This is a genomic window from Microcella sp. (assembly GCF_046293215.1).
Lineage (GTDB): Bacteria > Actinomycetota > Actinomycetes > Actinomycetales > Microbacteriaceae > Microcella.
Genome location: NZ_JBKBPI010000002.1, coordinates 163,960 through 182,144, shown reverse-complemented (window position 1 = coordinate 182,144; position 18,185 = coordinate 163,960). Strand labels below are relative to the sequence as shown.

The following is an 18,185-nucleotide window of genomic DNA, read 5'->3' as shown; positions in this document are numbered from 1 at the left end:
CGCGGAGTTCGTCGTCGGCCGGAAAACAGACTCGAAGAAGGACACTAACGCGTCATGACCGTTGACACCGCAGGCTCGCACCGGCCCAAGACCCTCGCTGAGAAGGTCTGGGAATCGCACCTCGTCGCCAAGGGCGAGAACGGCGAGCCCGATCTGCTGTACATCGATTTGCACCTCGTGCACGAGGTCACCAGCCCGCAGGCGTTTGACGGACTGCGGATGGCGGGCCGCCCTGTGCGGCGCCCCGACCTCACGATCGCGACGGAAGACCACAACACCCCGACGCTCGACATCGACAAGCCCATCGCCGAGCCGACGAGCCGCACGCAGATCGAGACGCTGCGCAAGAACGCTGCCGAGTTTGGGATTCGCCTGCACTCGCTCGGCGATGTTGAGCAGGGAATCGTGCACGTTGTTGGCCCGCAGTTGGGCCTGACGATGCCGGGCATCACGGTCGTCTGTGGTGACTCCCACACCTCGACCCACGGAGCCTTCGGCGCGCTGGCGATGGGCATCGGCACGAGCGAGGTCGAGCATGTGCTCGCCACGCAGACGTTGCCGCTGAAGCCGTTCAAGACGATGGCGATCACGGTCGAGGGCGAGCTGAAGCCCGGGGTGACCGCGAAAGACATCATTCTGGCCGTGATCGCCAAGATCGGCACCGGTGGCGGCCAGGGCTACGTGCTCGAATACCGCGGCAGCGCGATCCGTTCGCTGTCGATGGATGGCCGCATGACGATTTGCAACATGTCGATCGAGGCGGGCGCGCGCGCCGGAATGGTCGCTCCCGACCAGACCACATACGACTACCTGAAGGGTCGCCCGCACGCCCCGACCGGCGCCGACTGGGATGCAGCGATCGCCCACTGGGAGACCCTGAAGACCGATGACGATGCCGTGTTCGACGCCGAGGTGTTTCTCGACGCGAACGAGCTCGAGCCGTTCGTCACCTGGGGAACCAACCCCGGTCAGGGTGTGTCGCTCAGTCAGAGCGTTCCCGATCCGTCCACGATCATCGACCCGAACGAGCGTGCGGCGGCTGAGCGGGCACTCGAGTACATGGACCTCGAAGCCGGAACCCCGATGAAGGACATCGCGGTTGACGCCGTGTTCATGGGCTCGTGCACGAACAGTCGCCTCGATGACCTGCGCGCTTTCGCGTCGATCATCAAAGGCCAGAAGAAGGCTGACGGTGTGCGCGTCATGGTCGTCCCGGGGTCGGCACGAGTGCGCCTCGAGGCCGAGGCCGAGGGCCTGCACCACATCATCGAGGAGTTCGGCGCCGAGTGGCGCTTCGCGGGCTGCTCGATGTGCCTCGGTATGAACCCCGACCAACTCGCTCCCGGTGAACGCTGCGCGTCGACGAGCAATCGCAACTTCGAAGGCCGTCAGGGCAAGGGCGGGCGTACGCACCTCGTGTCGCCGCTCGTCGCCGCCGCAACGGCGATTCGCGGCACCCTGTCGAGCCCCGCCGATCTCATCGCGATGGGCATCGACGTCGACCCCGCCTACACCGGCATCGAGGGAGTGAGCGCGTAATGGAAAAGATCACCCAGGTCACCGGCATCGCCGTGCCGTTCCGCCGCTCGAACGTCGACACCGACCAGATCATCCCTGCCGTGTACCTGAAGCGCGTGACCAAGACGGGCTACGACGACGGACTGTTTTCGTCGTGGCGGCAGGACCCGGAGTTCATCCTCAACCAGCCCGCGTACCAGGGGGCGCGCATTCTGATCGCCGGTCCCGACTTCGGAACCGGTTCCAGTCGCGAGCACGCCGTGTGGGCGTTGCGCGACTTCGGTTTCCGTGCGGTGATCAGCCCGAAGTTCGCCGACATTTTCCGCGGCAACGCCGGAAAGCAGGGGCTACTGACGGGCGTCGTCGATGAGGCGACGGTCGAGCGGCTGTGGACCGAGCTGGAAGCCGCGCCCGGCATGGAGGCGACCGTCGACTTGGTCGCGCGCACCGTCACCGTGGGGAATATCACCGTCGAGTTCGAGATTGACGACTACACCCGGTGGCGACTGCTGGAGGGGCTCGACGACATCGGGCTCACCCTCCGTAACGAGCAGGCGATCACCGACTTCGAAGCGCGCCGCGAAGCATGGCGCCCTACCACCCTGCCCGCCCGGTGACCCCGGGCAAGGAACGAGTTACATGAACTCCCTCACGAAGGACTCGCTCATGTCTGCTGCCCGCGTCGGCCTCGGCGGAGACACCCTGCGCATTCACGGCGGCAAGCCGCTCACGGGGCGTATCGAGGTGCGCGGCGCCAAGAACCTCGTCACGAAGGCGATGGTCGCGGCGCTGCTCGGCGACAGCCCGAGCACGTTGAAGGGCGTTCCCGAGATCAGCGATGTGCACGTCGTGCGCGGGCTGCTTGAGGCCCACGGCGTCGTCATCGACAGTCCCGAGCCGGGCGTGCTCACCCTCGACCCGTCGAACGTCGTGAGCGCGCACTTCGCCGAGATCAACGCTCACGCCGGATCCAGTCGCATCCCGATTCTGTTCTGCGGACCACTGCTGCACCAGCTGGGCGAGGCGTTCATCCCCGACCTTGGCGGCTGCAAGATCGGCGACCGGCCGATCGACTTCCACCTCGACGCACTGCGCGCCCTGGGTGCGAACGTCAAGAAGCTCGACGACGGAATTCACCTGACGGCCCCCGACGGATTGACCGGCGCCCACATCGAGCTGCCCTTCCCGAGCGTCGGAGCGACCGAGCAGGTGCTGCTCTCGGCCGTGCGTGCCCGCGGAACCACCGAGTTGAAGAACGCGGCGATCGAGCCCGAGATCATGGACCTCATCGCGATCCTGCAGAAGATGGGTGCCATCATCTCGGTAGAGCCGAACCGGGTCATTGTGATCGAAGGCGTCGAAAAACTGCGGGGCTACCTGCACACGGCGATCTTCGACCGCAACGAGGCCGCGAGCTGGGCCGCGGCCGCTCTCGCCACGCGAGGCGACATCACCGTCGGTGGCGCCGAGCAGCAAGAGCTCATGACGTTCTTGAACGTCTACCGCAAGGTGGGCGGCGAATTCGAGGTGCTCGAAGACGGCATTCGCTTCTGGCACCCTGGCTGCGCGCTCAAGCCCGTGCAGGTCGAAACGGACGTGCACCCGGGGTTCATGACCGACTGGCAGCAGCCCATGGTCGTGGCGCTCACGCAGGCCGACGGCGTCTCGGTCGTGCATGAGACCGTGTACGAAAACCGCTTCGGATTCACGGAAGCGCTCAACGAGATGGGTGCCGACATTGTCGTGCACAAAGACGGCATCGCCTCGATCACCCGACGGGTTCCCCGCCGCAAGCTCGAGCAGGCCGCGGTGATTACCGGCCCGACCCCGCTGCACGGCGCCGACGTCCGCGTTCCCGATCTCCGCGGCGGTTTCAGCCATCTCATCGCCGCGCTCGCCGCCTCCGGCACATCGACCATCAGCAACGTGGGCATCATCGCTCGCGGCTATGAGCTGTTCCTCGACAAGCTGCAACAGCTCGGGGCAGAGTTCGAGGTCGTCGCAACAGAGGCGTGATCGCGCCACTCGCCGCCCTGCACCGGGCGCGGGGATGGGAGAGCCATTCCCGGCCGGGGATGCGTCTGGGTCTAACCTGTACGCCGTGACTTCCGCACCCTCCACCGCTCCTGGGCGCCGTCGTGGACCCGAGCGAACGCCGCTGTGGTGGCTCATCGCTGCCATCCTGCTGCCCCCGCTGACGCTGATGGCCCGCTACGACGTGATCGACGGTCACAAGCTGCCCAAACGGGGTGCGTTCATCCTCGCCCCCAACCACTACAGCGAGATCGACCCGGTCATCATGGGCCGCTTCATGTGGAAGCTGAAGCGAGTGCCGCGGTTTTTGGCCAAGGCGAGCCTGTTCGGAAACAAGTTCCTCGGGGCGGTGCTGCGGGCATCCGGCCAGATACCCGTCGAGCGTGAGGGTCGGGGGCGGTCCGACGCGCCGCTCAAGGCCGCACAGCAGCTGGTCGACCGCGAGCTCGCCGTGATCATCTACCCCGAAGGCACTCTCACCCGCGACCCCGAGCTGTGGCCGATGCGGGGTAAGTCAGGGGCCGTGCGCATGGCGCTTGCAGCCGGCGTACCGATCATCCCCGCCGCGCACTGGGGAACCCAGCAGATCATGGGCCGCTACTCGAAGAAGATCAGCTTCTTCCCGCGCAAGCGCATTGTGTGCAAGATCGGTGATCCGGTCGACTTGAGCGACCTGGCTGGCCGCCCGTTGGATGCGGCGACCCTGTCAGAAGGAACCGCACGCGTCATGGACGCCATCGCCGCGTTGTTGGGTGATCTCCGTAACGAGGAGCCGCCTGCCGAGCGGTGGGACCCGGCCAAGCACGGCCAGAAAGAAACGGGCCGTTTTGAGCAGTGACAGCGCGTTCGGTGCGCGAGCCGAGCATCCGACTCTGACCGAGGCGATTCGCCTGCCCCTTCCCGACCTTGACGGCGGGGCCCGTCGCATCGCCGTGCTCGGGGCGGGGTCGTGGGGCACAACGTTTGCCAAGGTGCTCGCCGACGCGGGCTCGGACGTCATGCTCTGGGCGCGGCGCCGCGAGGTAGCGCAAGAGATCACCGAGTCGCACCGCAACAGTGACTACCTGCCCGGCATCAACCTGCCGCGAACGCTCCGCGCGCACGATTCGCTCGAGAAGGTGCTCGACGGCGCTGACCAGGTCTACCTCTCGGTGCCCAGCCAATCGCTGCGATCGAACCTGCATTCCATTCGCGACATCGTGCCGGCCGACGTTCCCGTCGTCAGTCTCATGAAGGGTGTCGAGCGCGGTACCGGACTGCGCATGAGCGAGGTTATTCGTACCGAACTCGGCATCGACGATAAGCGAATTGCCGTGATCAGCGGACCGAACCTCGCGCTCGAAATCGCCAAGCGCGAGCCGACCGCCGCCGTCGTCTCGAGCGTGAACGCCGACACGGCACGTCAGGTCGCTGCCGCCGCGAGCAACGAGTACTTCAAGTCATTCGTCAACTCTGATGTCATCGGCACCGAGTTCGGAGGAGTGCTGAAGAACCTCATTGCGGTCGCGGTCGGGATTGCAGATGGTGTGGGCTATGGCGAGAACACCAAGGCGTCCATCATCACGCGAGGCCTCGTCGAACTCACCCATTTCGCCGTTGCCTTCGGCGCACGACCCGAAACGATGAGCGGCCTTGCGGGGCTGGGAGACCTCATCGCCACCTGTGAGTCGCCGCTGTCGCGCAACAACACCGCGGGGCGTTTGCTCGGGCAGGGGTACGCATTCACCGAGGTGATCGCGCAGATGAATCAGACCGCCGAGGGCCTCGCCTCGGTCGGTCCGATTCTCGAGCTCGCTGCGCAGCGGGGGGTCTCCATGCCGATCGTGTCCCAGGTGGCCCAAGTGCTCGACGGAACCCTCGACCCGCGCGAGTTGGCGCCCCACCTGGCCACCGACAGCGACGAGCCGCAGGGAGAGTAGGGCGGCATGGCCCCCAGACGGGGCACAGCCCGCGTTAGGCTGATGCAGTGATTACGTCACTCGCCGGCGGCCGCGTTCTGGCCGAGAAGCACGGGTCCACGCCGCCGCGCGTCGTCGCGCTGCACGGCTGGGGGCGTGACGGCACCGACTTCGAAACGGTGCTGTCCGGGCTGGATGCGGTGAGCATCCACCTGCCCGGATTCGGCCCGGCACCTGCTCCCGAGAGCGCGTGGGGCACCGAGCAGTACGCCGAGCTCGTCGCCGACGCGATCGCCGCCTTCGCACCGGTCGTGCTGGTCGGGCACTCCTTCGGTGGGCGCGTGGCCGTTCGCGTCGCCGCCTCCCGGCCAGAGTTGGTTTCGGGCCTCGTGCTGACCGGCGTACCCCTCGTGCGCTTGACCGCGCCGGCAGCGCCGCCCCTCAGTTACCGACTCGCTCGGTGGGCGAACCAGCGCGGCATCATCAGTGACCGCCGCATGGAGGCCATCCGTCGCCGTCGCGGCTCGAGCGACTACCGGGCCGCTCAGGGCGTCATGCGCGACATCCTCGTGCGGGTGGTCGGCGAGAACTATGACGACGCCCTCGGCGCGCTGCGCTGCCCCGTGCGGATGGTCTGGGGTCAGAACGACACGGATGCTCCGACCGACGCGGGTCGGGTTGCGTCAGAGCGCATCGGCGGCGCGCGGTTCCGCGTCGTGGACGGTACGGCACACTTGATGACCGGCGACCTCGAGCTCGCCGTGCGTGAAGAGTTGCTGACCCTCCTCGACGAACTGGACCAGCCCCAATGATCGACCTGCTTACCGCCCCCGCGACCCTCGTGGCGTTTGCGGCCGGGCTACTCGTTGCCGTGCCCATCGCGGCACGGTGGCTGCGTGTTGCTCAGCGCGAGCACTACGTGCCCGGCTGGACCACGCGGATGGCCTGGTTGTGGGTCACCCGCGAGCCCGTCACGGCCGCGCTGCTGGTCGTCGCCATCGGGGCGACGTTTGTCGCCGTGCTCGGCGGGGTGCCGCCGCTCGGTGACTACTGGGCGCTCGTCGCGCTGGCCGCGCTTGCGTTTGTGCCGCTCGGCCTGCCCCTGCGCGGCCGCTCGGCGAAGTTCGCCATCACCGACCGAGTGAAGCGGCTCATGATCGCCTGGGTCATCCTGCACGTGGCTGTCGCTGTTGTTCTCGCCGTGCTGCTCGGCGCGGCGGGCGTCGCCGTGACCCTCCTCGTCAGTGCCCCGCTCACCGACCTCGCGCTCGCGATCATGGCGCCCATCGAGAAGGCCGGGTCAAAGAAGTTCGTCGTGCAGGCGCAGAAGCGCCTCCAGCAGGTGGAGCCGCGCGTCGTCGCGATCACCGGCTCGTACGGCAAGACGAGCACCAAAAACTATGTCGCGCACCTCGTGAGCGCGACGTTCCCGACGGTCGCGAGCCCCGCATCCTTCAATAACCGGCTGGGGTTGTCGCGTGCCGTCAACGACAAGCTCGTTCCCGGCACCGAGATCTTCGTGGCCGAGATGGGCATCTTCGGCGCGGGCGAGATTCGCGAGTTGTGCGGGTACTTTCCCCCCGACATCGCCGCGATCACGGTTGTGGGCGAAGCCCACCTTGAGCGCATGCGCTCGACCGATGTGATCTTCCGAGCGAAGGCCGAGATCACCGAACACGCGTCGACCGTGGTGTTGCCGATCGACGACGAGCGGCTCGCCCAGCACGCCGCCCTGTGCGCCGAGCAGGGCAAGACCGTCGTCACCGTGTCGACGGCGGGCGCCGATGCCGACGTCGTGCTGGATGCACGCGCCGGCCTCATCAGGATCGGTCGCGCCACTGAACCGGTCGCCGTCACCGTGTCGGGAACGGGGCACGCCGTCAACGTCGCCGTCGCGGCGGGCATCGCGCTGGCCGCCGGGGTGCCGGTCGACACCATCGCGGGGCGCCTTGGCGACCTGCCGGGCTCGGCCCACCGCGCCGAGGTGCAGGTGGCACCGAGCGGCGCGCGCATCATCGACGACACATACAACTCCAACCCGGTGGGGGCGCACCGTGCGCTCGACGGAGCGCGCGCACTCGCGGCCGAAACCGGGGGGCCGCTCGTTGTCGTGACCCCCGGGATGGTTGAGCTCGGCCCCGTGCAAGCGGAACGCAACAGGGCGTTCGGTGCGGCGATCAAGGCCGCCGGCGGAGCCCTGTACGCGGTGGGTCGCACGAACCGCTCGGCGCTCGTCTCCGGTTACGGCGAGGGCGCCGTCGCGGTCGCCACGCGCGACCAGGCCGTGAAGGCCGCGGTCGAGGCCGCGGGTGATCGGGGCGTTATCCTCTACGAGAACGACCTGCCCGATCACTATCCGTGAGTTCTGGCGGGTGATCTCGCCCGAAACGAACGATAGGTGTCCATGACGCAGCACGCTTCGGCTCAGACCCACCCGTGGGCGGTCGTCTTCGGCGGCCCCAGCCCCGAGCACGAGATTTCGATCCTGACGGGCCTACAGGCCGAGCGGGTGCTGACCGCAGCCGGGCAGTCGGTCGTGCCGGTGTACTGGTCGCCGACGGGCGAGTGGTTCCGCGTGCCGGACGGCACCGAGGCGAAGGACTACCTCGAAGGCGCCCCGCGCGACTCGCAGCCGCTCGAGGTGCGACTGTCGGGCGAGCCGGGCCTCTACCGCCGCAAGCGCCTGGGCGCCGAGCGCATCGAGCTCGACGCGGCGCTGTTGTGCCTGCACGGCGGAGCCGGCGAGGGCGGCGGTGCCGCGGCCCTGTTCTCGTTCCTCGGCGTGCCCGCGACCGGGTCGACGCTCTTTGCAGGTGCTGTCGGCATGGACAAGCTGGCGTTCGGCGGCCTCATGGCCTCGGCGGGCATTCCGTCGCTGCCGCGCGAGGCGGTCTCGACGCTGCGTGAGCCATCGTTCGCGGGCCCGTACATCGTGAAGCCCCGCTTCGGAGGCTCGTCGATCGGCATCGAGATCGCCGACGACATCGAGGCGGCCAGGGCGCTCGCCGCCTCCAGCGTGCACCTGCGCACGGGCGCTGTGCTCGAGCCGTACCGTCCCGAGCTGGTTGACCTCAACATCAGCTTCCGCACCTACCCGCAGCTTGAGATCACCGAGCTCGAGAAGCCGCTCCGTGGTGAGGGCGGCAGCGCCCTGTACTCGTACGCCGAGAAGTATCTGGCGGGCGGCTCCGGCTCGGAGGCGGGGCTGACGAGCGCGCCGCGCGAGTTTCCTGCGAACGTCGATGCGAGCATCCACGCGGCCGCGCGAGAACTCGCCGAGCGCGTCGCCGACGTCACCCGACTCACCGGGGTGGTGCGGGTCGACCTGCTGCTCGACGAGGCCGCCGGCGAGGTGTTCGTGAACGAGGTCAATTCGATCCCCGGGGCGATGTCGCTGTACCTCTGGGCGCCGACGCAACCGGCGGCCACGGTGCTCATCGACGCGCTCGTCGAGGCGCGTGATAAGCGCGTGGTGTTCCCGCAGGCCGGGTTCGGCGGGGGAGCAGCCCTGCGCGCCGCCGGCGGAATCGCCGGCAAGTTGGTCGGGCTCGACGGCCCGCGCGCGTAGAGCCCGTTCTGCCCGGGCGCCCTCGCGCCTGCGCGGTGCCGCGCCTGTCGCCGGCCTGCCCGCTCGCGCTTGCGAGTGCCGCGCCTATCGCCGCCCTGACTTGAGAGCAGGTGCCCCCTGCAGCGCCGTCCACTCACGTGGATGGCCGCACCGGTTTCGCGAGTGCGTCGCGTGACGTTTCTCAGGAGTTCAGGGTGCGCCGCCCCTCCGCTCCCGCGAGTTTCCGGGAACTCGTGACCGGAACTCCTGAGAAACGACACGGCACGGATCAACGTCGACACTGCGCCGACACTGCGCCGACACTGCGCCGACGCGGACGGGACGCCCGGCCCCACCCAGAATCTGTGACGCCGCTTCACCCGTTCCGCTGTTGTGGAAGTGGCTGCAGGTGGGAGGCGCCTCCGCGCAGAGCCGACGGCCGTTGGCGTTTCTGCGCCTCGGCGTCGGGCTGTTACTCGTCGGTCGGCTGCTCGCCCTCGCTCGGCGTCGGCTCGTCGCCGTCGCTGGGTGCCGGCGCACCGTCCTCGCTCGGCGGCGCGATCTGGCCCCCCGTGAACACGTCGGTCGCGGCGAGGCACTGCTGCGTCGCCTCCACCGCCGACACGGCGGGGCTGAGGGCTCGCAGCACGTCCACTCCGGCGACTCCGGCGAGGTCGGGGTCGACGATGATCTCGGTGACGGGTGCTCGCCCGTAGGTCAGGAACACGAACTGCGGCGCGTTCGACTCGTCAAGCAGCCAGTCGACACCCTCAACGGTGAAGCAGGGCAGGTCGGTGGCGCCGATCGGCGGTAGCCCACAGCGGTAGATCACGGCGGCGGGGTTACCCCACGCCGCGGTGGCCTGCGCGTTGGTGGTGCGGCGCTCAAGCCCCAGCATCTCGTCGGGTAGGCGCACGCTGATCTCGGCGCAGGCCACGGCGTTCGCGTCGTCGGCGGGCTCGAGCGCGACGGTGGGCGCGCACGCGGTGAGCGCGGCGAGCAGCGAGGCCGCGGCGAGGGCTCCTGCGGCACGGACGGGTCGGCGTGTCATCGCCTTTACGCTACTGCCCGCGGCTCGCTGCCCGCTGTGCGCGTCGCGCTAGCGTGGACCTCGTGACCCACAGCCCGGATGCTCATGCCGACACCCTGCGCACGGTCGGTGAGATCGCGGCGCTCGCCCGCATCATCCCCCGACTGCCGCGCGGCGAACACACCGTGCTCGGGCCCGGCGACGACGCCGCCGTCGTCGCCGCCGCCGACGGTCGCTTCGTGGTCACCACCGACGTGATGGTCGACGGCCCCGACTTTCGCCGCGCCTGGTCGACCCCGCACGACCTGGGCTGGAAGGCCGCCGCCACCAACCTCAGCGACATCGCCGCGATGGGCGCCCGCCCGACCGGTCTGGTCGTCGCCCTCATCGCCCCCGCCGATACCGCGGTTGCCGAGCTCGAGCAGCTAGCTGACGGGTTCGCCGACGCCTGCGCTGCCCTCGCCCCCGGGTGCGGGGTCGTGGGCGGCGACCTCAGCGTCGGATCGACCCTCACCATCGCGGTCACGGCGTTCGGCGATCTGGAGGGTCGCCCGCCGATCACACGGGCGGGCGCGCAGCCGGGTGACGTGGTCGCGGTCTCCGGCGGCGTCGGCGTCGCCGCCCGCGGCCTGCGGATGCTCTTCGACGAGGGCGTTGACGACGCCGGAGTCCCCGACGCCGAGAAGGCCGCCGCTCTGCGCGCCGACGAGCACCGCATCATCGAGGCGCAGCTCGCCCCCCGCCCCCCGATCATCGACGGCCCCGCGGCGGCCATCGCGGGCGCCACCGCCATGCTCGACCTCAGCGACGGGCTCGCGCTCGACGCCCGCCGCATCGCCCGCGCGAGCGGTGTCGTTCTTGACCTCGATGCCGCGGCCGTGTGCATCGCGGCGGGCGTCGACGCGATGTTCCTGCCGCTCATGCTCACGGGCGGCGAAGACCACAGCCTCCTGGCGACGTTCCCCGCGGCTCTCGTCGCCGACGGCGGCCCCGGACTGCCGGGTGGATTTCGCGTCATCGGGCGGGTCGTCGAGGCAAGCGACGACGGCCCTGAGCTACGGGTCTCGGGTCGCCCGTTCGACCAGCGCGGCGGGTGGGATTCGTTCGACGACGCCTAACGTCGCCTGACCACGCCTGACGGCACTGTTGGCCTCAGTCGCCGTTGGCGACCCGACTCAGCCAATGCACGACCGTCTCGCCGTAGCGGGCCGTGCGATCGTGCACGATGCCGCCGCTCGTGGTCGGGGGAGCGCTCCGCGACGATCGCTCGAGCGCGATCACCGCACCTGGCGCGAGGCGCGGTTCGAGCGCCTCGAGCAGTTCGTCGACCTCGTCAGCGCTCACCTCGTACGGCGGATCGATGAACACGAGGTCGATCGGCCCGTCGAGGGTCTCGACCGCGGAGCGCGCGGCGCGCGTCACCACTCGGATGCGCGGGGCCGGCTCGACCCCGAATCTGGCCGCCTGCTGCTCCACCAGGCGCGCGTTCGCCTGGCACACGCGGGCGGCCGACGCCGCCTTCTCGACAAGGACGACAGACGACGCCCCTCGGCTGGCGGCCTCGAGCCCGAGCGCTCCCGACCCGGCGTACAGGTCGACGACGTGGGCGCCGTCGATGAGGTCGCGCGCGTCGAGCGCTGAGAAGATCGCCTCACGCACACGGTCGCTCGTGGGTCGCGTGCCGCTTTTCGGCACGCTGAGCGTGAGCGAGCCGGCGAATCCGGCGATCAGGCGAGTCACGTTCTCCACGCTACCGGGCGCATCCCGATTGGATGCGCGGGGCAGCGTCGGCAGCCACAGGTAGCGTTGACGCCGTGACCGGCCCGCTCGACCAGCAGCTGGTGCGGGTGCTCGGCGACCGCACCGCGAAGGCGCTCACGCGCGCCTTCGGCATGCAGACGGTCGGCGACCTCGTCGCCCACTACCCGCGGCGCTACGCGAAGCGCGGCGAGCTGACGGCGCTCACCGAGCTGACCGTCGGCGAGGAGGTCACGATCGTCGCCGAGGTGCTGCGGGTCACCGAGCGGTCGATGAAGAACCGCAAGGGCTCGATTCTCGAGGTGCAGATCACCGACGGTCGCGGCATCGTGACGCTCACGTTCTTCAATCAGGCGTGGCGCAAGGACACTCTGAAGCCGGGCGTGCGCGGCATCTTCGCCGGCAAGGTCGGCGAGTACCGGGGAGCCCGCCAGCTGGCCCACCCCGACTACCAACTGTTCGACGACCTCGAACTTGTGCCGGGCGCGCCCGACCCCGAGGCGCAGAAGTGGGCGCTCGCTCCGATTCCGATCTACCCGGCCACGTCGACCGTCTCGAGCTGGCAGCTGCAGAAGGCGATGGGCGTCGCCCTCGACAGTCTGGGCGACCTCGATGACCCGGTGCCGCTGGACGTGCGTGCCGAGCGGCAACTCCTCGACCTCGCGCGGGCCCTGCGCTTCACCCACCAGCCGGAAGACGATCAGCAGTGGCGCCGCGGCCGCGACACCCTGCGCTTCCACGAGGCGTTCCTCCTCCAGGCAGCGCTCCTGCAACAGCGTGCCGTTCTTCGCTCGTCGCCCGCCGAGCCGCGCCTGCCCGGCGCCGAGCTCGCGGGCTTCGACGCCGGGTTGCCCTTCACCCTGACGCCCGACCAGCGCGCCGTCGGAGACGAGATCGCCCGCGACCTGGCCGCCGCCGTCCCCATGAACCGGCTCGTGCAGGGGGAGGTCGGCTCGGGCAAGACGCTCGTCGCTGTGCGCGCGATGCTCACGGTCGCCGAGAACGGCGGCCAGAGCGCCCTGCTCGCTCCGACCGAGGTGCTGGCCGCGCAACACTTCCGTTCCATCGTTGCCACCCTGGGTCCCGACCGCGCGGCGCGGCTGCGGCCGGTGCTGCTGACCGGGCAGCTCGGTGCGGCGGAACGACGTAAGGCGCTACTCGCGATCGCGAGCGGCTCGGCGCGCATCGTCGTCGGCACCCACGCCCTGCTCGGCGACCAGGTGCAGTTCGTTGATCTCGGTCTCGTGGTCGTCGACGAGCAACACCGTTTCGGGGTCGAACAGCGCGAGACACTCCGACGCAAGGGTGCTGTGCCACCCCACGTGCTCGTTCTCACCGCCACCCCCATTCCCCGAACGGTCGCGATGACGGTGTTCGGTGACCTGGATGTCTCGACGATTCGCACGCTGCCCGAGGGACGCATCCCGATCGTGAGTCACGTCGTGCCGCTCGCCGACAAGCCGGGCTGGTGGCCGCGCGTCTGGCAGCGCCTCGGCGAAGAACTCGACGCGGGGCGGCAGGGCTTCGTCGTCGTGCCCGCGATTGACCCGTCGACGGTCGAAGACGACCCGGATGCTCTCGCTGACGACCCCGACGCCCCTCCCATCATCGACCGCCCGCCCGGCAGCATCGTCGACTTGCTGCCGATCCTGCAGCAGGCGCCCCCGCTGGCTGGCCGCCGCATCGCCGCGCTGCACGGCCGCATGCCAGCCGAGGAGAAGGACGCGACGATGCGCGCCTTTGCCGCCGGCGACCTCGACGTGCTGGTCGCGACGACGGTCATCGAGGTCGGGGTCGACGTGCCGAACGCGACCTTCATGGCGGTCATCGACGCCGACCGCTTCGGGGTCAGCCAGCTGCACCAGCTGCGGGGGCGCGTGGGGCGGGGCGCGCATCCGGGTCTGTGTTTGTTCGTCACGGCGGCGGAACCCGACACGACGGCGCGGCAGCGCGTCGACGCGGTCGCCGCGACGCTCGACGGTTTCGAGCTGGCGCAGGTCGACCTGGAGCTGCGTCGCGAGGGCGACGTGCTCGGCGCGAACCAGTCGGGCGGCCGCTCGAGCCTGAAGTTGCTGCGCGTCGTCACCGATTCTGAGGTGATCATCGACGCACGCCAGGCTGCAGCGGGGATACTGGAGGGTGACCCGGCGCTGGCCGGGCATCCTGCTCTGGCGGATGCCCTCGCTCGGCGTCTCGATGAATCAGCTCGAGAGTTCATGGCGAAGAATTAGACGATGCGTGTCATTAGCTACAACCTCCGCAAGCACGCGGCGATCGGTGAGCTCGCCGCTCTCATCGCCGAGTACGAACCCAATCTGCTGTGCCTGCAAGAGATCGACACGAACCGGCTGCCCGATGATCTCGGCCCGATGCACTTGGCCGATGCGACGCGGGGCAACCGCTTGGGGCTCGCCATCTACTACCACCACGAACGGTTTGAGGCCCTCGACACCAAGGCCTTTTCGCTGAAGCGCTCGCTGCACGACATCATTGCCAAGCCTGCCCATGAGCGCCTTCTGGGGTCGCTGCTGTTCGACCACAAACACCAGCGTGAGGTCGTGATTGGCTCGTTCCACGCCGCGCCCCTGACGGCGCTGAACTCGCTGCGCCGCACCCAGATCCACGCCGCGCACGAGGCCCTCGACTCGTTCGGCGCACACCTGCCGACCCTGATGGTCGGCGACTTCAACTATCCGTGGTTCCAAGAGTTCTTGTCGTCGACCGTGCAACGCTCGGGCCACGAGGTTACGCTGGCCGACTCGCGCACGTACACCCGCTACAAGTTCTTCCGCGGGCACTTCGACTTCGCCACGTCAATCGGCATGGCTCTGACCACCGTGACGACGCTGCCGCAGGGCGTGAGCGACCACATGCCGATTCTCGTCAACGCGGAGTACGCCGAGCGGGTGCAAGCCGCCTGACACGATTCGGGGATGCTCGTGGCCGGTTCCGTCACGGATCGATAACGTCGAGTCGCTAGGCTGGAGCACATGAGCAGGATCGCCGTCGTTCCTGGGTCGTTCGACCCGGTCACTCTGGGCCACCTCGATGTCATCGAGCGCGCGGCCAACATCTTCGACGAGATCCACGTGCTCGTGGTGCACAACCCCGGCAAGGCGGCCATGCTGCCCATCGCGCAGCGGGTGTCGCTCATCGAGCAGGCGATCGCCGACCGCGCGCTGCCCGACTCGATTCGCGTCACGGGCTGGAGCGTCGGGCTCCTCGTCGACTACTGCACCGAGGTCGGGGCCACGGTGCTCGTCAAGGGCGTGCGCAGTCAGGTTGATGTCGCCTATGAGACGCCCATGGCGATCGTCAACCGCAACCTCGCGGGCGTCGAGACGGTATTCATGCTGCCCGATCCCGCGCACGCACACGTGTCGAGCTCGTTGGTGCGCCAGGTGGCGAGCCTGGGCGGCGATGTGGCGCCCTACGTGCCCCGCGCCGTGGCGGAGTTCCTGGAGGAAACGGGGGAGGGGTAATACCCCAGGGGGTATAGTGGGGGTACTCGCGAACCCCAAGGAGTCCTCCATGTGCCAGCAGGTCACCTGCCGTAAGTGCGGCAAAGCAACCTGGACGGGATGCGGCCAGCACGTCACCCAGGTGATGCGCGGTACCCCTCAGTCGAAGCGATGCCAGGGCCACGAGGGCGAGCCAGGATTCTTTGCGCGCCTCTTCCGTCGGGCATAGACCGCGCGACGCCAAACCCGACTGTTAGGCGGAGACGCGCTCGGGTACGGGGATGCTCGCAGTATCGGCCTTGTGCTTGCGCAGCGCGTGCCCGCCAATGATCAGTGCGCACGCAATGATGACGAGGTTCTTGACGATGTACTGGCCCTCGATTGTCAGGCCGAAGGGGAAGACCGTGTAGGTCACCTCGGGCAACAGCACGAGCGGGAGGAAAGTGCCCGGCATCTGCGGAATCAGCATCAGCAGCGCCAGTCGCGTCGTCGGCGGGAAGAGGAATGCGAGCCCGATCGCGACCTCCCACACGCCGAGCAGGGGCACGATGATCTCGGGAGTGGCGAAGTACACGGTGGCTGCCACCAGGTCGTAGGCCGGGCTCAGGTCACCCATGATCTTGAGGGCCCCGAACCAGATGAACACCACGCCGATTGCGAGGCGGGCGAACTTCACCCCGAAGTTGTCCATGGTCCAGACGACGAACCGGTCGAACAGGTCAATTCCTCGGGTGATGAGTGCGCGCATCCTGATATTCGCTTTCGTGACGACGAGGGTTCCGTGCTCTCACCGTAGGGTGCTCATCTGAGCAGCCGCTCAGCGTCGCACGCCGGACGCCGGACGACGGAGGCCGGACGCCGCCGCATGCCCGCCCGGGCATGAAAGCCCGGGCGGGCTGGGTGCTCATCGCGGCGGCAGGCACTGCAGCATTAGCTGCACCTGCCGCCGTTCACGCTGCTCGTCGCTCATGCGACGGTGCACCCGGCGCTCGAGTTCATCGCGACGATCGGCGATGCGCGGGCGCCGGCTCCACGTCACGAGCGCGACACCCACGGTCAGGGCGATGCGGTCGATCAGCGTCAGCGAGCGGCGATCGCGTCGGGCGCGGAGTGAACTCGGGCGTATCGATTCGGCTTCGGGCCGACGCGCGTGCGTCGACTCGGGGGAGGGGGTGTGGGTCGTGATGGTCACGAGGGGTGTTCCTCACTGCGAGAAAGGCGGGCGGTGCGGGGGAGCCGCGGCGCACGACGGCGCCGGGCGCCGCGCGCGGGCGCGGCAGACGGGGCGATGATCCGCTCTGCGCTGCGGTTCTCGCGCGACGTAGAGTGCGCGCAATAACAGCGAGGGGATCGAGCTTCGTGAGCGTCGCCACCGGCAGAACGGGTGGCGAGAGCGCTACCCGCTTACGCGGTGAGGACGCCGACGAAGCCGGCGGTGTGACGGGGCTGTCCCGTAGTGAAAATAAACATGCTCGGCCTCCTTTCGACGTGAGAGCGAAAACGACCGTAGCGGGCGGGATGCGCATCCCGCAAGGGGCATACGGCGATTCGTCGAAAAGTTTTCCGTTTGACGGCGGGCTCGACACGAGCATCCCGCTCTGCCAGTCTCGACCGCATGGAACAGCTATCGGGCTTCACGCCTCTCGCCGTGATCATTCTGCTGCTCGGTGTGCTGTGGATCGCGCTCATCGTCGTGGCGCTTATTCAGATCGCGCAGTCGACCGAACTCAGTGCGGCGATGAAGCTCGTGTGGGCGGTCATCGTGTTTTTCTTCCCGTTCCTCGGCACCATCGCGTGGTTCATCCTGGGGCGCCGCATCGGTGACCCGTTCCGCTCGTGACGGGCGCGAGGCGGGAAATCCTCATCTGAATGCGTGATTCTCGGGCGTTTCGTCACGCGCGCGTGGCAGAGTACGCAGGGTGAGCACGACGACGAGCGCGACGACAAGCCCCGCGGCCGGGTCCGGCCCCATGACCGCCGATGAGTTCCGCGAGGCCGGCGACGCGATCCGACGGGCCATGAACGGGGTCATCGACGGCAAGCCTGACGCGGTCGATATCGCTCTCACGGTGCTCCTCGCCGAAGGGCACCTCCTGATCGAAGACGTGCCGGGAGTCGGCAAGACCGTGCTCGCCCGGGCGCTCGCCCGCTGCGTCGACGGCCGGGTCAGCCGTATCCAGTTCACCCCGGACCTCCTGCCCGCTGACATCACCGGAGTCAGCGTGTACCGCCAGCAAACCGGCACCTTCGAGTTCACTCCGGGGCCGGTGTTCGCCCACATCGTCATCGGCGATGAGATCAACCGGGCGAGCCCCAAAACCCAGTCGGCCCTGCTCGAGTGCATGGAAGAAGGGCAGGTCACCGTCGACGGGCGCACCCACGAACTTGCCAAGCCCTTCCTCGTGGTGGCAACGCAGAATCCCATCGAAATGGAGGGCACGTACGCCCTGCCCGAAGCGCAGCGCGATCGCTTCATGGCCCGCATCTCGATCGGCTACCCCGCGGTTGACGACGAACAGCGCATGCTGCGTGATCGAGAGCGGGTGAGCCCCCTCGACGAGTTGCGTCCGGTCGTCGACATCGCCGGATTGACCCGGATGATCGCCACGGTCCGCGAGGTCTACGTGAGCCCCGCGGTCGAGCGCTACGCCGTGCTGATCGCTCAGGCGACCCGTGACGACACGGCGCTGCGTCTCGGCGCGAGCCCCCGCTCGACCCTGCAGCTGGTTCGTGCCGCGCGGGCGCGGGCGGCCCTCGACGGTCGCGACTTCGTCGTGCCCGACGACATCGACGCGCTCGCGACGACCGTGCTCTCGCATCGGGTGATCCTCGTTCCGCGAGCACAGCATCCCGATGGGCGCCCCGTCGGACACGTCGACGAGGTGATCGATCGCATCGTGGCGTCCACCCCGGTGCCGGTTCCGACCGCCACCGACTGA

The 18,185-nt window shown here is 68.7% G+C and carries 18 protein-coding genes; 14 read left to right on the top strand and 4 right to left on the bottom strand.

Going from position 1 to position 18,185, the window contains the following annotated elements; genetic code table 11:
- Window positions 1–54 precede the first annotated feature (54 nt).
- From leuC to ACK4SC_RS02825, 8 genes are all read left to right on the top strand, one after another.
- On the top strand, window positions 55–1,539 hold the full coding sequence (leuC, locus tag ACK4SC_RS02860; protein WP_409614624.1) for a 3-isopropylmalate dehydratase large subunit: 1,485 nt from the start codon (window positions 55–57) through the stop codon (window positions 1,537–1,539).
- Complete coding sequence (gene leuD / locus ACK4SC_RS02855; RefSeq protein ID WP_409614622.1) at window positions 1,539–2,135, top strand: 3-isopropylmalate dehydratase small subunit; 597 nt, start codon at window positions 1,539–1,541, stop codon at window positions 2,133–2,135. The genes leuC and leuD overlap by 1 nt, the downstream gene beginning before the upstream one ends.
- Window positions 2,136–2,157: 22 nt before the next feature.
- Window positions 2,158–3,534: a UDP-N-acetylglucosamine 1-carboxyvinyltransferase gene (gene murA, locus ACK4SC_RS02850; protein ID WP_409614620.1), complete on the top strand. Its 1,377-nt coding sequence runs from the start codon at window positions 2,158–2,160 to the stop codon at window positions 3,532–3,534.
- Between the two features lie 85 nt (window positions 3,535–3,619).
- Window positions 3,620–4,390, top strand: coding sequence for a lysophospholipid acyltransferase family protein (locus ACK4SC_RS02845; RefSeq protein ID WP_409614618.1), 771 nt, complete (start codon window positions 3,620–3,622; stop codon window positions 4,388–4,390).
- Window positions 4,391–4,442: 52 nt separating this feature from the next.
- Entirely contained in the window at window positions 4,443–5,471 is a 1,029-nt protein-coding gene (locus ACK4SC_RS02840) for an NAD(P)H-dependent glycerol-3-phosphate dehydrogenase (RefSeq protein ID WP_409614852.1), read from the top strand.
- 47 nt (window positions 5,472–5,518) lie between these two features.
- Complete coding sequence (locus ACK4SC_RS02835) at window positions 5,519–6,262, top strand: alpha/beta fold hydrolase (protein WP_409614616.1); 744 nt, start codon at window positions 5,519–5,521, stop codon at window positions 6,260–6,262.
- Complete coding sequence (locus tag ACK4SC_RS02830) at window positions 6,259–7,812, top strand: Mur ligase family protein (RefSeq protein ID WP_409614614.1); 1,554 nt, start codon at window positions 6,259–6,261, stop codon at window positions 7,810–7,812. The genes ACK4SC_RS02835 and ACK4SC_RS02830 overlap by 4 nt, the downstream gene beginning before the upstream one ends.
- 42 nt (window positions 7,813–7,854) lie before the next feature.
- Window positions 7,855–9,018 (top strand): hypothetical protein, encoded by a 1,164-nt coding sequence (locus ACK4SC_RS02825; RefSeq protein WP_409614613.1) that lies wholly within the window; start codon window positions 7,855–7,857, stop codon window positions 9,016–9,018.
- 451 nt (window positions 9,019–9,469) lie between these two features.
- Here the strand turns inward: ACK4SC_RS02825 and ACK4SC_RS02820 are convergent, their stop codons facing one another.
- A complete protein-coding gene (locus tag ACK4SC_RS02820) occupies window positions 9,470–10,048 on the bottom strand; it encodes a DUF3515 family protein (RefSeq protein ID WP_409614611.1) in 579 nt (192 codons plus the stop codon).
- 62 nt (window positions 10,049–10,110) lie between these two features.
- Between ACK4SC_RS02820 and thiL the strand changes: the two genes are divergently transcribed.
- Entirely contained in the window at window positions 10,111–11,145 is a 1,035-nt protein-coding gene (thiL, locus tag ACK4SC_RS02815) for a thiamine-phosphate kinase (protein ID WP_409614610.1), read from the top strand.
- A 34-nt stretch (window positions 11,146–11,179) separates the two neighbouring features.
- Here thiL and ACK4SC_RS02810 read toward each other — a convergent pair whose 3' ends face one another.
- Window positions 11,180–11,767, bottom strand: a complete 588-nt coding sequence (locus ACK4SC_RS02810; RefSeq protein ID WP_409614608.1) for an RsmD family RNA methyltransferase — start codon at window positions 11,765–11,767, stop codon at window positions 11,180–11,182.
- A 32-nt stretch (window positions 11,768–11,799) separates the two neighbouring features.
- Here ACK4SC_RS02810 and ACK4SC_RS02805 point away from each other — a divergent pair, with 32 nt between their 5' ends.
- The 3 genes from ACK4SC_RS02805 (at window position 11,800) to coaD (ending at window position 15,267) form a co-directional block, all read left to right on the top strand.
- Window positions 11,800–14,016 (top strand): ATP-dependent DNA helicase RecG, encoded by a 2,217-nt coding sequence (locus ACK4SC_RS02805; RefSeq protein ID WP_409614606.1) that lies wholly within the window; start codon window positions 11,800–11,802, stop codon window positions 14,014–14,016.
- Between the two features lie 3 nt (window positions 14,017–14,019).
- Window positions 14,020–14,706: an endonuclease/exonuclease/phosphatase family protein gene (locus tag ACK4SC_RS02800; protein ID WP_409614604.1), complete on the top strand. Its 687-nt coding sequence runs from the start codon at window positions 14,020–14,022 to the stop codon at window positions 14,704–14,706.
- A gap of 69 nt (window positions 14,707–14,775) precedes the next feature.
- Entirely contained in the window at window positions 14,776–15,267 is a 492-nt protein-coding gene (gene coaD, locus ACK4SC_RS02795; protein WP_409614602.1) for a pantetheine-phosphate adenylyltransferase, read from the top strand.
- A 232-nt stretch (window positions 15,268–15,499) separates the two neighbouring features.
- Here coaD and ACK4SC_RS02790 read toward each other — a convergent pair whose 3' ends face one another.
- Together ACK4SC_RS02790 and ACK4SC_RS02785 are read right to left on the bottom strand one after the other, a co-directional pair.
- Window positions 15,500–15,994 carry a hypothetical protein gene (locus tag ACK4SC_RS02790; RefSeq protein WP_409614600.1) on the bottom strand — a complete coding sequence of 165 codons (495 nt, stop codon included), beginning with the start codon at window positions 15,992–15,994 and terminating at the stop codon, window positions 15,500–15,502.
- Between the two features lie 156 nt (window positions 15,995–16,150).
- Complete coding sequence (locus ACK4SC_RS02785; protein ID WP_409614598.1) at window positions 16,151–16,438, bottom strand: hypothetical protein; 288 nt, start codon at window positions 16,436–16,438, stop codon at window positions 16,151–16,153.
- A gap of 423 nt (window positions 16,439–16,861) precedes the next feature.
- Between ACK4SC_RS02785 and ACK4SC_RS02780 the strand changes: the two genes are divergently transcribed.
- Window positions 16,862–17,086 (top strand): PLDc N-terminal domain-containing protein, encoded by a 225-nt coding sequence (locus ACK4SC_RS02780; protein WP_409614596.1) that lies wholly within the window; start codon window positions 16,862–16,864, stop codon window positions 17,084–17,086.
- Window positions 17,087–17,216: 130 nt separating this feature from the next.
- On the top strand, window positions 17,217–18,185 hold the full coding sequence (locus tag ACK4SC_RS02775; protein WP_409614850.1) for an AAA family ATPase: 969 nt from the start codon (window positions 17,217–17,219) through the stop codon (window positions 18,183–18,185).

Coding starts and splice junctions, on each gene's coding strand:
- leuC (WP_409614624.1), top strand. CDS start 55: ATGACCGTTGACACCGCAGGCTCGCACCGGCCCAAGACCCTCGCTGAG.
- leuD (WP_409614622.1), top strand. CDS start 1,539: ATGGAAAAGATCACCCAGGTCACCGGCATCGCCGTGCCGTTCCGCCGC.
- murA (WP_409614620.1), top strand. CDS start 2,158: ATGAACTCCCTCACGAAGGACTCGCTCATGTCTGCTGCCCGCGTCGGC.
- ACK4SC_RS02830 (WP_409614614.1), top strand. CDS start 6,259: ATGATCGACCTGCTTACCGCCCCCGCGACCCTCGTGGCGTTTGCGGCC.
- ACK4SC_RS02825 (WP_409614613.1), top strand. CDS start 7,855: ATGACGCAGCACGCTTCGGCTCAGACCCACCCGTGGGCGGTCGTCTTC.
- ACK4SC_RS02820 (WP_409614611.1), bottom strand. CDS start 10,048: ATGACACGCCGACCCGTCCGTGCCGCAGGAGCCCTCGCCGCGGCCTCG.
- ACK4SC_RS02805 (WP_409614606.1), top strand. CDS start 11,800: ATGCGCGGGGCAGCGTCGGCAGCCACAGGTAGCGTTGACGCCGTGACC.
- ACK4SC_RS02800 (WP_409614604.1), top strand. CDS start 14,020: ATGCGTGTCATTAGCTACAACCTCCGCAAGCACGCGGCGATCGGTGAG.
- coaD (WP_409614602.1), top strand. CDS start 14,776: ATGAGCAGGATCGCCGTCGTTCCTGGGTCGTTCGACCCGGTCACTCTG.
- ACK4SC_RS02790 (WP_409614600.1), bottom strand. CDS start 15,994: ATGCGCGCACTCATCACCCGAGGAATTGACCTGTTCGACCGGTTCGTC.
- ACK4SC_RS02780 (WP_409614596.1), top strand. CDS start 16,862: ATGGAACAGCTATCGGGCTTCACGCCTCTCGCCGTGATCATTCTGCTG.
- ACK4SC_RS02775 (WP_409614850.1), top strand. CDS start 17,217: ATGACCGCCGATGAGTTCCGCGAGGCCGGCGACGCGATCCGACGGGCC.